Genomic DNA, 15,220 nt, shown 5'->3' with positions numbered 1-15,220 from the left:
TTTTTTGATAGTATTATTGAGGCAATTATCTCTTAATGCGGTATTTTTGCCTCAAATTGACTTAGATATGAAAAGATATTTTTATTTTTTATCGCTTTTTTTTATTGTCGCATCTTGTACAGATGATGTAAAGTTCAATAATCCTGCTTTTCAAGCCTTAAAAGAAAATGTTTTTTGGAGAGCTCAAAGTTATAAAGCACACTTAGGAGAAAACGGCAGTATAGTGGTAGAAGGTTCTTTAGGATATGAAAAAGTTACTTTGCAAATGGCTTCGACTGCAAAGCAGACTTTTACTCTGGGTAATGATGAGTTTTCTAAGGCATTATACGAAAATAAACTGTCGACAGATGTGTCTGCATTTTCAACAGGTACAGATAAAGGCAGCGGACAGATTGTTATTACTGATTATGATAATGTAAATCATACAATTTCTGGAACGTTTAAATTTACTGCAGAAAATGATGACGAAAGTAATATTGAAAAACCCAAGATTAACTTTAAAGAAGGAGTCTTTTATAAAGTGCCGATTGAAGTGAGTACTACAGAAAATCATTTGTAGATTTTTGTCAGGCACAGATTCTATAAGGTGATTATTAAAATCAAAATAAAAACATAAATAAACTAATATATAGTAGATTACAGAAAAATAAGACTACATTTGCTACATTATTATAAATAAGTACATATGAACATTTTTGTTGGAAGCCTTCCATTCAGTATTGAGGAAGCAGATTTAAGAGAGTCTTTCGAGGCTTATGGAGCAGTAGATTCAGTTAAAATTATCACTGATAAATTTACTGGAAGAAGCAAAGGTTTTGGTTTCGTAGAGATGCCAAACGATGCTGAAGCTCAAAAAGCAATTGATGAGTTGAACGGAGCTACTGTTCAAGGTCGTACAATTGTTGTAAATAAATCTGAACCAAAACCTGAAGGTGAAAGAAGAAGCTTCAATAACAACCGTGGAGGTGATTCTCGCGGAGGTTACGGAAACAACCGTGGTGGAAACGACCGTGGTGGTAACAGAGGAGGATATTAATATTTTTTTCTAAATATATAAAAGGGATCAACGAAAGTTGATCCCTTTTTTTATGTTGTAATTTTTCTGTAAGCGCACTGCAGTGCGTCTAACATACCGAGGAGACGCACTGCAGTACGCCTCTACGATAAACATATTTATACATTAGCAGCTAACCAGTCACCAACTTCTTTAGTGCCATATGCTTTGCCTCCATCAGCTAAATCTTCGGTAACTATTCCTGCTTCTAAAGCCTTGTTCACAGCATCTCTCATTGCTTTTCCTTCTTCCATTAATCCGAAGTTTTCGAACATCATAGCAGCAGATAAAATTGTAGCCATTGGGTTAGCGATGTTCAATCCTGTTGCTTGCGGATAAGAACCGTGAATTGGTTCAAACAAAGATACTTCAGCTCCCATAGAAGCAGAAGGCATTAATCCCATTGAACCTGAAATTACAGAAGCTTCGTCTGTTAAAATATCTCCAAATAAGTTTTCTGTAATTAATACATCATAAGAGTTTGGCCATTGAACCAAACGCATTGCTACAGCATCAACAAATTCGTAGCTAACTTCAACTTCTGGATAATCTTTTTCCATTGCCTGAACTGTTTCTCTCCATAAGCGTGAAGTTTCTAAAACGTTTGCTTTGTCAACGCAGCATAATTTTTTGCTTCTTGTCATCGCTAATTCGAAGCCTTTTTTGGCTAAACGCTGTACTTCCGCTCTTGTGTAAACACAATTGTCGTAAGCAGTATCTCCGTTGTCTTTTCTTCCTTTTTCTCCAAAGTAAATTCCGCCAGTTAATTCTCTTAAGAAAACTAAGTCGGTTCCTTCGATTCTTTCTCTTTTTAATGGAGATTTGTCTAATAATGAAGGGAACGTAAAAGTAGGTCTTACGTTTGCGAACAAACCTAATGCTTTACGCATTTTTAGTAAACCTTGCTCTGGTCGTACTGGAGCAGAAGGATCGTTATCATATTTAGGGTGGCCAATCGCTCCAAAAAGAACGGCATCAGCATTTTTACAAACTTCGTGAGTTGAATCTGGATAAGGTTCGCCTACAGCATCAATTGCTGCAGCACCAGTTAAAGCTGGTTTCCAAGTAATTTCATGGCCAAATTTTTGAGCAATAGCATCAGATACTTTTACAGCTTCATTTATTACTTCTGGTCCGATTCCGTCTCCGGCTAAAAGGGCTATGTTAAATTTCATTTTATAAGTATTTATTATTTTTTAAGGTTCATAGTGAGAAAGGCGCAAAGGTTCAAAGGTTTCAAATGACAAAGATTAAAACCTTTGTTGCTCTGTAACTTTGAACCTTTGTGCCTCTATTAAGCAATTACATTCAGCATTTTTTGCGTTGCTATAATCGCTGCAACAGTTTGATCAGAATCTAATCCTCGGGTTTTGAATTCTTTTCCGTTGTTGACCCATGTGATAATGGTTTCGCACAACGCGTCAGAGCTGCTTCCCGGCGGGATTCTTACTGCATAATCTATTAATTTTGGAAGCGTTAGTTTTTTACTTTTGTAAATCTTAGACAAAGCATTCATAAAAGCATCAAACTGACCATCTCCTTGTGCGTTTTCTTCGATGATTTCGTCGCCAAATTTTAAGCATAAAGTCGTAGACGGACGCATTCCTTTTGAGTGTACTAATATATAGGACTCAATTTTTATTTTTTCTTCGTAAGTATGACTGTCCAAAACATCTGAAATAATGTATGGAAGATCCTCTTTGGTTACGGTTTCTTTTTTATCGCCAAGTTCAATAATTCTTTGGGTAACCAATTTCAAATCTGCCTGATTTAGTTTTAAACCTAATTCCTGAAGATTTTTTTCGATATTGGCTTTTCCAGAAGTTTTTCCTAAAGCGTATTTTCTTTTTCTTCCAAAACGTTCTGGAAGTAAGTCATTAAAATATAGATTGTTTTTATTGTCACCATCAGCGTGAATTCCTGCGGTTTGTGTAAAAACATTGTCACCTACAATTGGTTTATTTGCTGGAATTCTATATCCGGTAAAAGTTTCAACCAGTTTGCTAACGGTATATAAAGATGTTTCTTTGATGTTAATGCTTACTTCTGGCAGGTAATCATTGATTACGGCAACCGTACTTTCAAGCGGTGCATTTCCAGCTCGTTCTCCCATTCCGTTTACTGTAACGTGGAGTCCGTTTATACCTGCTTTTATAGCTTCCATGACATTGGCAACACTTAAATCGTAATCGTTGTGCGCATGAAAATCAAAATGAATCTGCGGATATTTAACTCTGATTTTTGAAATAAATTCAAATGCTAATGACGGAATTAAAACGCCTAAAGTATCAGGAAGTAATATTCTTTTTATTGGCTGAGTTGACAAGAAATCCAGAAATTGAAAAACGTATTCTGGTGAATTTCGCATTCCGTTGCTCCAATCTTCCAAGTAAACATTGGTTTCAATATTGTTTTCTTTTGCTAAAGCGATGATTTGAGCAATTTCAGAAAAATGCTGTTCCGGAGTTTTCTTTAATTGATGTGTTAAGTGATTCATTGAGCCTTTGGTCAATAAATTTTGCACTTTGGCACCGGCTTTTTTCATCCATTCAATTGAAACGCCTCCGTCAACAAACGACAGTACTTCGATTCTGTTAATATATCCTCTTTCTTCAGCCCAAGAAGTAATGCCTTTTACAGCCTGAAATTCTCCTTCGCTTACACGTGCCGAGGCAATTTCGATTCTATCAATATTTAATTCCTCCAACAACAATTGTGCAATGGTTAGTTTTTCTGCAGCAGAAAAAGAGACTCCTGAGGTTTGTTCACCATCGCGGAGCGTCGTATCCATTATTTCAATTTTTCTTTTTTCCATGTCCTTTTCTAAATTTCTTTTTAAAAGTGAAATTTTTAGTAGTGTTGTTGTTATACTTTTCCTCTTACTTCATTTAACTTCATTGTCATTGAAAATGCTGAGTTTTCAATCCAATTATCATATTCTTCAATGGCTTTTAATCTCAAATCATTCTCTAGATAACCTTCTTTAACCATTTGTGTTGAGCTGGCTACTTTTGACCAAATTCCTATTTTTGATTTAAAATCTAAATCTTCCCGTTTATAAACTTCATCAGAATTTATTTTCTCAATAGAATGAAAGCCTGCATCTTTTAGTAATTCTGGTAAGTCTTCAGCAATTTTATTATTCATTCCCGCGTCTTGTCTCCATTTTAAAAAAGTTTTGTAAAACTCTTGCATGCTTTCTGGTGGCAGCGGATTCCATATTAAATTGGTATGATCGTAATCTAAAATTGATATTTGTCCGTTTGGCTTCAGTAACGATTTCATTTTTATTAAAGCTTCTTTCGGATTGCTTAGCCATTGTAATGTTCTGGCAGAAACAATTAAATCAAATTTTAAATCAGGATTATATTCAAATAAATCAAGAGGAATTAATTCTAAATTAGAAACCGATTGATAAGATTCCTGTCCGCTTTTTATAAAGCTAGCTGTATTGTCAATTCCAATAACTTTTCCGGTAGGGCCAATGTTATTTGCAATGTCTTTTGAAATAGAACCAGTTCCGCAGCCAATATCTAAAATGGTCATTCCTGGTTTTAAAATCTGAATCAGATTTTTATAGTCTTTTGCTAAACTTCTATTGTCGAATGTTTTTGCTGCATTTTCATCTCTTTCAATATGTTTATTGCCTTTCATTTACAAATGGGATTGTTTTTTAAAACTTATTTTCTAAAACATAGCTTCGGTCAATTTAATTTAGAAAGACCCGACAGGTTTCAAAAACCTGTCGGGTCTAATAGATCGAACGAGATTTTATTAATACGGAAGCTTATCGGCGAAAGCCACAATATCTTCTTTAATATTTTGTAAATAATCAATGTCGTCAAAACCATTAATCATGTTGTTCTTTTTGTAGCCGTTAATAGCGAAAGATTCTTGCTCGCCTGTTGACAATAGAGTAATTGTTTGGTTTGGCAAGTTAATTTCTAGTTGCGTATTTGGATCCGCTTCGATTGCTTTAAAGATCGTGTCTGCAAATTCAGGACTCACCTGAACTGGCAGAACACCAATATTCAAACAGTTTCCTTTAAAGATATCTGCAAAGAAACTTGAAACTACAGCTCTAAAACCGTAATCGTAAACTGCCCAAGCAGCATGTTCTCTTGAAGATCCTGAGCCAAAGTTTTTTCCTCCAACAAGGATTTTTCCTGAATAAGTAGAATTGTTTAAAACGAAATCAGCTTTTGGAGTATCGTCTCCGTTGTATCTCCAGTCTCTAAAAAGGTTGTCTCCAAAACCTTCACGTTTTGTAGCCTTTAAGAAACGAGCCGGGATAATTTGATCTGTATCTACGTTCTCAATTGGCAGCGGCACTGCACTGCTGGTAAGTATATTAAATTTATCGTATGCCATTTTGATTTTTGATTTTAGATTAACGATTTCTGATTTTAGATTTGTTGTTGTATCTTAAAATTGTAATCGTTAATGTTTTTTTGTAAAATGTAAATTGAAATTTTAGAAGATTTTTTAATGAAGTGTATCGAAATCTGAAATCGAAAATCGTTAATCTTCATTCCTAAATCTTTAAAAAAGCTCTCTCGGATCTGTTAGTTTTCCTGTAACAGCAGCAGCAGCGGCCATAATCGGACTTGCTAATAGTGTTCTTGATCCAGGACCTTGACGACCTTCAAAGTTTCTGTTTGAAGTACTTACTGCATATTTTCCGGCAGGAACTTTATCATCGTTCATTGCTAAACAAGCAGAACAACCCGGCTGACGTAGTACGAAACCAGCTTCAGTTAGAATGTCTAAAATGCCTTCTTCTTTAATCTGAGCTTCAACAACGTGAGAACCTGGAACTAACCAAGCTGTAACATTATCTGCTTTTTTTCTTCCTTTTACAATTTCAGCGAAAGCTCTAAAATCTTCAATACGTCCGTTTGTACAACTTCCTAAGAAAACATAATCAATTGGTTTTCCAATCATCACATCATCTTCGTGGAAGCCCATATAAGCTAAAGATTTTTTGTAAGTTTCCTCACCGCCTTCAACTTCTTTTGCACTTGGAATATGTTTTGAGATACCAATTCCCATTCCAGGATTAGTACCATAAGTAATCATTGGTTCAATGTCTGAAGCCTTGATGTTTAATTCAGCATCAAAAACTGCATCAGCATCTGTTTTTAAAGTTTTCCAGTATTCAACAGCTTTAGTCCAAGCTTCGCCTTTTGGAGCGTAAAGTCTTCCTTCAAGGAAATCGAAAGTCGTTTGGTCAGGAGCGATCATTCCTCCACGAGCCCCCATTTCGATACTTAAATTACAAACTGTCATACGACCTTCCATGGTCATGTTTTCAAAAACATCACCAGCATATTCAACAAAATATCCTGTACCTCCAGAAGTAGTTAACTGAGCAATAATATAAAGTGCAACATCTTTTGGACCAACACCTTTGCTTAATTGACCATTTACGTTAATACGCATTTTCTTTGGTTTTGGCTGCATAATACATTGTGTAGAAAGCACCATCTCAACCTCCGAAGTTCCAATACCAAAAGCAATTGCTCCAAAAGCACCGTGAGTAGAAGTATGCGAATCACCGCAAACAATAGTAGCACCTGGCAAAGTAATTCCGTTTTCAGGACCAACTACGTGTACAATTCCATTTTTTTGGTGACCTAATCCCCAGTGTGAAATTCCGTATTCTGTAGCATTATCTTCAAGAGCTTGAAGCTGGTTTGCAGATAAAGGATCCTGAACTGGTAAATGTTGGTTTATGGTTGGTGTATTGTGATCTGCAGTTGCAAAAGTACGTTGTGGGTATAAAACGTTAACGCCTCTTGATTTTAATCCTAAAAAAGCAACAGGACTCGTAACTTCATGAATGAAATGGCGGTCAATAAAAAACACATCTGGTCCATCTTCAATTTTACGCACTACATGTGAATCCCATACTTTGTCAAATAATGTCTTACTCATTTTTTATTTTTTTTAAATGTAATTTCTATAACTACAGCATTTTCCTGTTCATTATAATAGCAAAACAAAAGTAAAAAAAGATACAAGGGCGTCAATTTCAATATTTCATTATATACGATACCCAAACTAAAATACAAATTGCGAAACGGCTTTTTTTGTGTTCAATTTTTATCTAAAAATGTGTAAGGAATTGATTTTGTTTTTCTTTTTTTTCTTAAATCGTGCTGAATTGTTTTTTGTTTTGATAGTTTGCAAATTTATTTCAAAATCGCTGTAAAAAAGAGGGTTTTGTTTGAAAATATGTAACAAATTGAGTAAAAATAGTAATAATTAGTAGTTTTGGTTTCTTTTTTTTGATTTCGAAATCACGTGATTAAACACTTTTAGAACCATTTAGGATTAGATTTTAGAAACGTTTTCCATGTCTTTTTTTAGATAAAATAATACGACATCCAAGAAGTGTATTTTTTTGTTTTTTAGAATGAAATTAAATGAAAACTATAATATCATAATTGGTAAAATTGATCGATTGTGACAACTAGCTGACAATTACTTTTAAAAAGAACTTATAATATTGAAGCTTCTAATTTTAATTAAATATGTCATGAATTTAAATCAATTTGCTTACACATTGGGAGTTTTAGGAACTGTAATTATTTTAATCTGGGTAGGTCTTTTCAAATTCACTGTTGTCGAAGCCGAAGCAATAAAAGGCTTAGTCGAGAATCATTTTGCAATGAGCTGGATGTATAAAGTTATGTCAGTGCAGCAGGTTTCTAATTTCATCGGAATTTTTGAAGTTCTTACTGGGTTAGGATTGCTTGCTTCTTTATTTGTTAAGAGAATCGGTCTTTATGCCGGTTGTGCTTCTGCCATTATATTTATTACAACATTGAGTTTTTTAATTACAACTCCGAGTGTTTTTAAAAGTGTAGAAGGCTTTCCTGTAACTGATTTTTTTATTTTAAAAGATATTCCGTATCTGGCAATTTCGTTAATGGTTTGTGTAAAAGGGAACGAATAAAATAAGTGCTTTTCTTAACAAATTCACTAGTTGAATTGTTTAAAAAAAGACTAAATTTGAATTTCCTCTATTTTATATTTTACTATTTTGTATAGCGCATTAAATCAGTGTTTTATGTGTTGTGAAATTTGGATTTTGGAACTTTAATTTTGCCTTTTTTAAACTTATGTATTTAATATTCGATACCGAAACTACTGGATTACCAAAACGCTGGGATGCTCCAATAACTGATTCTGATAACTGGCCTCGCTGTATTCAGATTGCGTGGCAGCTTCATGACGAAATGGGACAGCTTATTGAGCATCAGGATTATTTGGTAAAACCAGATGGATTTAATATTCCGTATGATGCCGAGCGTATTCACGGTATTTCGACTGAATTAGCAGAAGCTGATGGAATTTCGCTGGCAGAAGTTTTGGAGAAATTCAATATTGCTTTAAGTAAAACTAAATTTATTGTTGGGCAGAATCTAGGTTTCGATGTTAATATTATGGGAGCTGAATTCCATAGAATGGGTGTAGATTCGCCAATGAGTACAATGCCTGTTCTGGATACTTGTACCGAAGTTACGGCTTCATTATTGCAGCTTCCTGGAGGTCGTGGTGGAAGATTCAAATTGCCAACATTAACAGAGTTACATAGTTATTTATTTGATAAACCTTTTGCAGAAGCGCACAACGCAACTGCCGACGTTGAGGCAACTACTCGTTGTTTCTTGGAGTTAATTAGAAGAGAGGTTTTTACCAAAGAAGAACTGGATGTTCCAAAGGAATACTTCAAAGAATTTCAAGCAAGAAATCCGCAGGAGTTTCCATTAATTGGTTTAAAACATATCAATTTAAAAGCGGCTTCTGATAAAATCAGAGAGCAGCTAAAAGCTTTAGAATCTGTTGGTAAAGAACCTGCAGTTTCGCATTCTGACAGAGAAGATTTTAAAGCGGCAAAATATTCGCATTTACACAATCATACACAGTTTTCGGTTCTTCAATCGACGATCGGAATAGGAAATATTGTTTCGGCTACAGCCAAAAACGGAATGCCGGCTGTTGCAATGACGGATACCGGAAACATGATGGGCGCATTTCACTTTGTGAGCGCCGTTATGAACCACAACAAAGCAGCATCTGGAAAAAATAAAGCTTTGGTAGAAGCTGGAGAAGAACCGACTGAAACGGAGATAAAACCAATTGTAGGCTGTGAATTTAATGTTTGTGAAAATCATTTAGATAAAAGCAAAAAAGACAACGGAAACCAAATTGTATTGTTAGCCAAAAACAAAAATGGATATCACAACTTGGCTAAAATGTCATCCATTGCTTTTACGAACGGATTTTACTATGTTCCTAGAATTGATCGCGCGATCGTCGAAAAATATAAGGAAGATATCATGGTTTTGTCTGGAAATTTATATGGAGAAATTCCCAGTAAAATTCTGAACATTGGTGAAAACCAAGCCGAAGAAGCATTAATTTGGTGGAAAGAACAATTTGGTGATGATTTTTATCTGGAATTGATGCGCCATAATCAGGAAGATGAAAATCGCGTAAACAAAACCCTGATTGAATTTTCGCAAAAGCATAATGTAAAGCTAATTGCAACCAATAATACCTATTACTTAAATAAAGAAGATGCCAATGCCCACGATATTTTACTTTGTGTAAAAGACGGTGAAAAGCAGGCAACGCCAATTGGTCGTGGTCGTGGTTATCGCTACGGACTTCCAAATCAGGAATATTATTACAAGTCCGAAGAAGAGATGAAAAAACTCTTTGCCGATTTGCCCGAAGCCATTATTAACATTCAGGAAATTGTAGATAAAGTAGAAGGATATTCACTTTATCGTGACGTATTACTTCCTAAGTTTGATATTCCGCAAGAATTTGTTGTTGCAGAAGATGAAGCTGATGGAGGTGTTCGCGGTGAAAATAAATACCTGCGACACCTTACAATGGAAGGAGCCAAAAGAAGATATGGTGAAATTACAGAATCAATTCAAGAACGTCTCGATTTCGAGTTGTTAACGATTTCGAATTCAGGATATCCGGGTTACTTTTTGATTGTACAGGATTTTATCGCCGAAGCTAGAAAGATGGACGTTTCTGTTGGTCCAGGTCGTGGATCTGCAGCGGGTTCTGCCGTTGCCTATTGCCTCGGAATTACGAATATTGACCCCATTAAATACGATTTACTTTTTGAGCGTTTTCTAAATCCTGACCGTATATCGATGCCCGATATTGATATCGATTTTGATGACGAGGGTCGTGGACGTGTAATGGATTATGTAATCAACAAATACGGTCAAAAACAGGTAGCACAGATTATCACGTATGGTAAAATGGCGACCAAGTCGGCAATTCGTGATACGGCTCGTGTACTGGATTTACCTTTATTCGAAGCCGATAGAATCGCCAAACTGATTCCAGGAATGATGCCAGGAAAATGGAATCTGGCGCGTTTCCTTTCTGAATCAGAGGATGATGTTAAAAAAGCATTAAAAGGCGCTGATGAATTTGAACTTGTAAAGGAATTAATCGCCATTGCCAATGAAGATGATTTGGCAGGAGAAACCATTCAGCAGGCAAAAATCCTTGAAGGGTCGATGCGAAATACAGGAATTCACGCCTGCGGGGTAATTATTACGCCGTCGGATATTACGAATTATGTGCCTGTTACGACCGCCAAAGATTCTGATTTATATGTAACTCAGTTCGATAACTCGGTTGCCGAAAGTGCAGGACTGCTAAAAATGGACTTTTTGGGTCTGAAGACCCTTACGCTGATAAAAGATACCGTAAAACTAGTAAAATACAGAACAGGAATTGATCTAGATCCTGATACTTTTCCGATTGATGATGAAGAAACGTATGCACTTTTCCAAAGAGGTGAAACGGTTGGAATCTTCCAATACGAGTCACCCGGAATGCAGAAATACATGAAAGATCTGAAGCCAACGGTTTTTGGAGATTTAATTGCGATGAATGCCTTGTATCGTCCAGGACCAATTGAATATATTCCGTCTTTCGTTCGAAGAAAAAACGGCGAAGAAGAAATCAAATACGATTTAGATGCTTGCGAAGAATACCTAGGAGAAACCTACGGAATTACTGTTTACCAAGAGCAGGTAATGCTTTTGTCTCAATCTTTAGCTGGATTTTCAAAAGGTGATGCCGATGTCTTGCGTAAGGCAATGGGTAAAAAGCAAATTGAAGTACTAGATAAAATGAAGCCAAAATTCGTTGAACAAGCTGCGGCAAAAGGTCACGATGCCAAAATTTTGGAGAAAATCTGGAAAGACTGGGAAGCCTTTGCAAGTTACGCCTTCAACAAATCGCACTCGACTTGTTATGCTTGGATTGCGTATCAAACCGCATTTTTAAAAGCACATTATCCTGCCGAATATATGGCGGCGGTACTTTCGAATAATATGAACGATATTAAACAGGTTTCTTTCTTTATGGAAGAATGTAAACGTATGGGATTACAAGTTCTTGGACCAGACGTAAATGAATCGTATTATAAATTTACGGTAAACGATGATTATGCAGTTCGTTTTGGAATGGGAGCGATCAAAGGAGTTGGTTCTGGAGCGGTTGAAACGATTGTAGAAAACAGAAAAGACGGAAGATATAAATCGATTTTTGATTTGGCGCAGCGAATTGATTTGCGTGCAGCCAATAAAAAAGCGATTGAAAACTTAGTGCTTGCTGGTGGTTTTGACTCTTTTGAAGGAACAACCAGAGCACAATATTTTCATGATGATGGTGACGGAATTACATTTTACGAAAAAGCAATTCGGTATGGATCAAAGTTTCAGGAAAATGAAAATTCATCACAAGTAAGTTTGTTTGGAGAAGCAAGCGAAGTGCAGATTGCAGAGCCAATTATTCCTGCATGTGAAGATTGGAGTACGATGGAGAAATTGGCCAAAGAAAAAGAAGTTGTCGGGATTTATATTTCCGGACATCCGCTTGATGATTTTAGATTTGAAATGAAGTATTTCTGCAATTCTCGACTAGAATCATTGAAAAGTATGAATGAATATGTGGGTAAAAATCTAAACTTTGCCGGAATCATTAATAACGTGCAGCACCGTGTGGCAAAAAACGGAAAAGGCTGGGCAGTTTTTAACTTAGAAGGTTATGATGAAAGTTATGAGTTTAAGATTTTTGGAGAAGAGTATCTTAAATTCCGACATTTCCTGATACAGAATAATTTTGCTTTTATAAAAATACTAATAAAAGATGGCTGGGTAAACCATGATACTGGTAAAAAATCAGATCCAAGAATGCAGTTTGTTGAAATCAGACAATTGCAAGATATTATGGAAGCCTTTGCTAAAAAACTGATTGTTTTACTAAATATCCAAGATCTTCAAACTGAATTTATTCATAGATTAAGTCATTTATTTAATGAAAATAAAGGTGAAAATTCGGTGACTTTTGAGATTATGGAATTGGAAAAAATTAAGCGACTTGTTGAGGTAGAAACTCCTGCTGATTTTGAAGAGAGTGAGGATGCTGTTTTTGAAGGTGAAAATGAAGATGCAGCGCAAGAAACCAAAATTCAAGAAGTAAACGAAATTGAAGAAATAAAAGTTGTTACCAAATTAACAATGCCAAGCCGAAGATTAAAGATTAAGATTTCTACCGAGCTTCTTCAAGAATTAGAGAAATTACAGGTAAATTTTAAGCTGAACTAAATTTTAACAGTTAAAATTTAGGATAATGCATTTTTTTAGTGTTAAAATTATGCATGCATAATAGTTTTTTAGTAATATTGCTCAAAATTACAACGATTTCGTTCCAAGTCTAACAATGCAAACTATAAGGATATGTTAAAAAATTCTATGTTTGTATAAATTAATTAAATCAGAATTATGAAAAAGAACCTATTTTTATTAGGATTATTAGTTTGTTCTATGACTACAATTGCACAAACTGAAAAAGCAGACAAACCAGAGACCTGGTATTTCAAATTGGGTGGTTCATATTTCAACCAAACTGCTTCAACTGAGTTTCCAACTGTAAGTGGGCATGATGCAATGAATAGAACTTATGTAGGAGGAAAATTAGTTTCTGAAAAAAGTATAACAGGTTCTTTTGGTCAAGGATTTAGAACTGGTATTACTGCTGGATACCGTTTTTCAACACGTATTGGAGTTGAGTTAGGGGTTAATTATTATACAAGTAATGATAAAACTATGGCTCAAACAACCTCAGATCAGCCATATATCCCTACATCTGCAACCACAGGAATTTATAATTTTAAATCTGTTGGTCAAATTACAGCTTTTGATGTAGCACCAGCAATTGTTATGTTTTTAGGAGAATCTAAAGGATTTGAGCCTTATACAAAAGTTGGAGTTTTGGTTCCAATTCATGGTGATTTAGAAATTAAAACTGATGCTGTTGCTCCAGTTGGTGTTAATCCTGGTACTGGTGCTCCAGTTTTTGGAAATGTTCATAGCGTTGACAAAGTAAAACCAAATCCAACTATTGGATTTACAGCTGCTGTGGGTACAACTTATAAACTTACTTCACATCTTTCTGCTTTTGCAGAACTAGAGTACCGTAACTTTACAGTACACGGTAAAACAAAAGAAACAACTGAATTCACAGTGAATGGTAATGATGCTTTAGCTTCTAGAACAACAGCTCAAGTTCATACTAATTATAGAGAAGGTTTAGATGTTAATTCAAACAATGTTGCTACAAATCCAAACGGAGTTAATAAAGACAAACCAATGGATGAGTTGAGCTCTTATGTTGGAATTTCAGGTTTAGGTTTGACTTTAGGTCTTAAATACAGCCTATAATTTTATAGACGTTTTTTAGTTTTTTAGAAAAGAGGATATTCATTATGAATATCCTCTTTTTTTTGTGTCATTTCGATCGAAGGGAGAAATCACACTAGAAACTGTGCAAAGATTGGTGATTTTCTCTGTAGATTCCCAAGTGTGATTTCTCCCTTCGGTCGAAATGACAAGATTAAGTAAAAAATACTTGCTCTTCGTCTTCGTTTAAAGTGACAGCAACTTATTTCGAGTTTCTAAACTCTTTCAAAACTTCATCAATAACCCAAGTCGTTCTTGATGCCGAAATTCCTTTTGATGGTGAAGATCCTTCTTTGCCTAAAAGCTCAGCAATTACGGTTTCTATAAGAGGCTGTTGAATATGAAGCGGATTTTCGATTGCAATACTTTCTTTTTCTCCATTCGCATATTGAATATGAATTGGATCATTTCCAAAAGTCGAAAACGAGATTTTTCCTTTATCACCAACAATTTCGGTATTATCGTAACGTTCAAAACTAGCAAAATTCCATAAGCCCGTTCCGTGAATTCCATTTTCGAATAAAAACGACATCGAAACAGAGTCTTCTGCAGGATATGCTTTTAACTGAGAAGTCGCATGTCCTCGAACAGATTTTATCGGACCTAAAACATAATCTAGAAAATCTAAAGTATGACAAGCTAAATCAACAAAAATCCCGCCGCCGGAAATATGAGGTAAAACCGTCCAAGGAAGATTGATTTCATCATCATAACGTGCTTCAAAAGGATGATATAAAACACAGTTTACATGTCTGATTGTTCCAATTTTTCCCTTGTCAATTAATTCTTTTATTTTTAAAAATCGAGGTAAACGTCTTCTGTAATAAGCAACAAATAAGGGTACGTTATGTTCCTTACAAACACTGATCATCTCATTACATTCTTCAAAAGTAAGAGCCATAGGTTTTTCAACATAAACAGGTTTTCCGGCTTTGGCGCATAAAATGGTATATTCTTTATGAGATGATGGAGGTGTAGCAATATAAACCGCATCAACTTCGGGATCATTTATTAAATCGGCAGCATTCGAGTACCATTTTGGCACATTATGACGTTTGGCATAATCTTCGGCAAGCGCTGCATCTCTACGCATAACAGCAACTAAAGCAGAATTTGGAGCTTTCTGAAAAGCAGGTCCGCTTTTTACTTCTGTAACATTACCGCAGCCTATAATTCCCCATTTTATAATTTTCATCTTTGGATATTTTGGTTTCTCAAATTTAAAAAAGGTTTGCCACGAATTGCACTAATTTCCACGAATTATTTCTTTTTTATTTGCCACAGATTAAAAAGATTTTCACAGATTAAAAGTAAATACATCGCTGAAAAAATCATTTTAATCCTTTTAATTTGTGGCTAAAATAACTAGGAT

11 protein-coding genes are annotated in these 15,220 nt (G+C 35.2%); 5 read left to right on the top strand and 6 right to left on the bottom strand.

Going from position 1 to position 15,220, the window contains the following annotated elements; genetic code table 11:
- Window positions 1–67: 67 nt before the first annotated feature.
- Both B0A81_RS19270 and B0A81_RS19265 read left to right on the top strand, forming a co-directional pair.
- Entirely contained in the window at window positions 68–559 is a 492-nt protein-coding gene (locus B0A81_RS19270; protein ID WP_089059570.1) for a DUF6252 family protein, read from the top strand.
- A 126-nt stretch (window positions 560–685) separates the two neighbouring features.
- On the top strand, window positions 686–1,036 hold the full coding sequence (locus B0A81_RS19265; protein WP_089053747.1) for an RNA recognition motif domain-containing protein: 351 nt from the start codon (window positions 686–688) through the stop codon (window positions 1,034–1,036).
- Between the two features lie 137 nt (window positions 1,037–1,173).
- Here the strand turns inward: B0A81_RS19265 and leuB are convergent, their stop codons facing one another.
- The 5 genes from leuB to leuC all read right to left on the bottom strand — a co-directional run bounded on the left by leuB (window position 1,174) and on the right by leuC (window position 6,991).
- The gene (gene leuB / locus B0A81_RS19260; protein WP_089059512.1) at window positions 1,174–2,229 is read right to left on the bottom strand and encodes a 3-isopropylmalate dehydrogenase; all 1,056 of its coding nucleotides are present in this window, start codon (window positions 2,227–2,229) and stop codon (window positions 1,174–1,176) included.
- Window positions 2,230–2,348: 119 nt separating this feature from the next.
- Window positions 2,349–3,869 carry an alpha-isopropylmalate synthase regulatory domain-containing protein gene (locus B0A81_RS19255; RefSeq protein ID WP_089059511.1) on the bottom strand — a complete coding sequence of 507 codons (1,521 nt, stop codon included), beginning with the start codon at window positions 3,867–3,869 and terminating at the stop codon, window positions 2,349–2,351.
- 50 nt (window positions 3,870–3,919) lie between these two features.
- On the bottom strand, window positions 3,920–4,708 hold the full coding sequence (locus B0A81_RS19250) for a methyltransferase domain-containing protein (protein WP_089059510.1): 789 nt from the start codon (window positions 4,706–4,708) through the stop codon (window positions 3,920–3,922).
- A gap of 120 nt (window positions 4,709–4,828) precedes the next feature.
- Window positions 4,829–5,425 (bottom strand): 3-isopropylmalate dehydratase small subunit, encoded by a 597-nt coding sequence (gene leuD, locus B0A81_RS19245; protein ID WP_089059509.1) that lies wholly within the window; start codon window positions 5,423–5,425, stop codon window positions 4,829–4,831.
- A gap of 171 nt (window positions 5,426–5,596) precedes the next feature.
- Window positions 5,597–6,991, bottom strand: coding sequence for a 3-isopropylmalate dehydratase large subunit (gene leuC / locus B0A81_RS19240; protein ID WP_089059508.1), 1,395 nt, complete (start codon window positions 6,989–6,991; stop codon window positions 5,597–5,599).
- 604 nt (window positions 6,992–7,595) lie between these two features.
- Between leuC and B0A81_RS19235 the strand changes: the two genes are divergently transcribed.
- From B0A81_RS19235 to B0A81_RS19225, 3 genes are all read left to right on the top strand, one after another.
- Window positions 7,596–8,015, top strand: a complete 420-nt coding sequence (locus B0A81_RS19235) for a DUF417 family protein (RefSeq protein ID WP_089059507.1) — start codon at window positions 7,596–7,598, stop codon at window positions 8,013–8,015.
- Between the two features lie 166 nt (window positions 8,016–8,181).
- Window positions 8,182–12,714 (top strand): DNA polymerase III subunit alpha, encoded by a 4,533-nt coding sequence (gene dnaE / locus B0A81_RS19230; RefSeq protein WP_089059569.1) that lies wholly within the window; start codon window positions 8,182–8,184, stop codon window positions 12,712–12,714.
- Window positions 12,715–12,891: 177 nt separating this feature from the next.
- Complete coding sequence (locus B0A81_RS19225) at window positions 12,892–13,830, top strand: outer membrane beta-barrel protein (RefSeq protein WP_089059506.1); 939 nt, start codon at window positions 12,892–12,894, stop codon at window positions 13,828–13,830.
- A 220-nt stretch (window positions 13,831–14,050) separates the two neighbouring features.
- Here B0A81_RS19225 and B0A81_RS19220 read toward each other — a convergent pair whose 3' ends face one another.
- Window positions 14,051–15,043 carry a Gfo/Idh/MocA family protein gene (locus tag B0A81_RS19220; protein ID WP_089059505.1) on the bottom strand — a complete coding sequence of 331 codons (993 nt, stop codon included), beginning with the start codon at window positions 15,041–15,043 and terminating at the stop codon, window positions 14,051–14,053.
- Window positions 15,044–15,220 lie beyond the last annotated feature (177 nt).

Origin of the sequence: Flavobacterium plurextorum (assembly GCF_002217395.1) — a bacterium.
Taxonomy (GTDB): domain Bacteria; phylum Bacteroidota; class Bacteroidia; order Flavobacteriales; family Flavobacteriaceae; genus Flavobacterium; species Flavobacterium plurextorum.
Note: the sequence above shows the minus strand (reverse complement) of the source record. Positions and strands in the feature narration are given on the sequence as shown.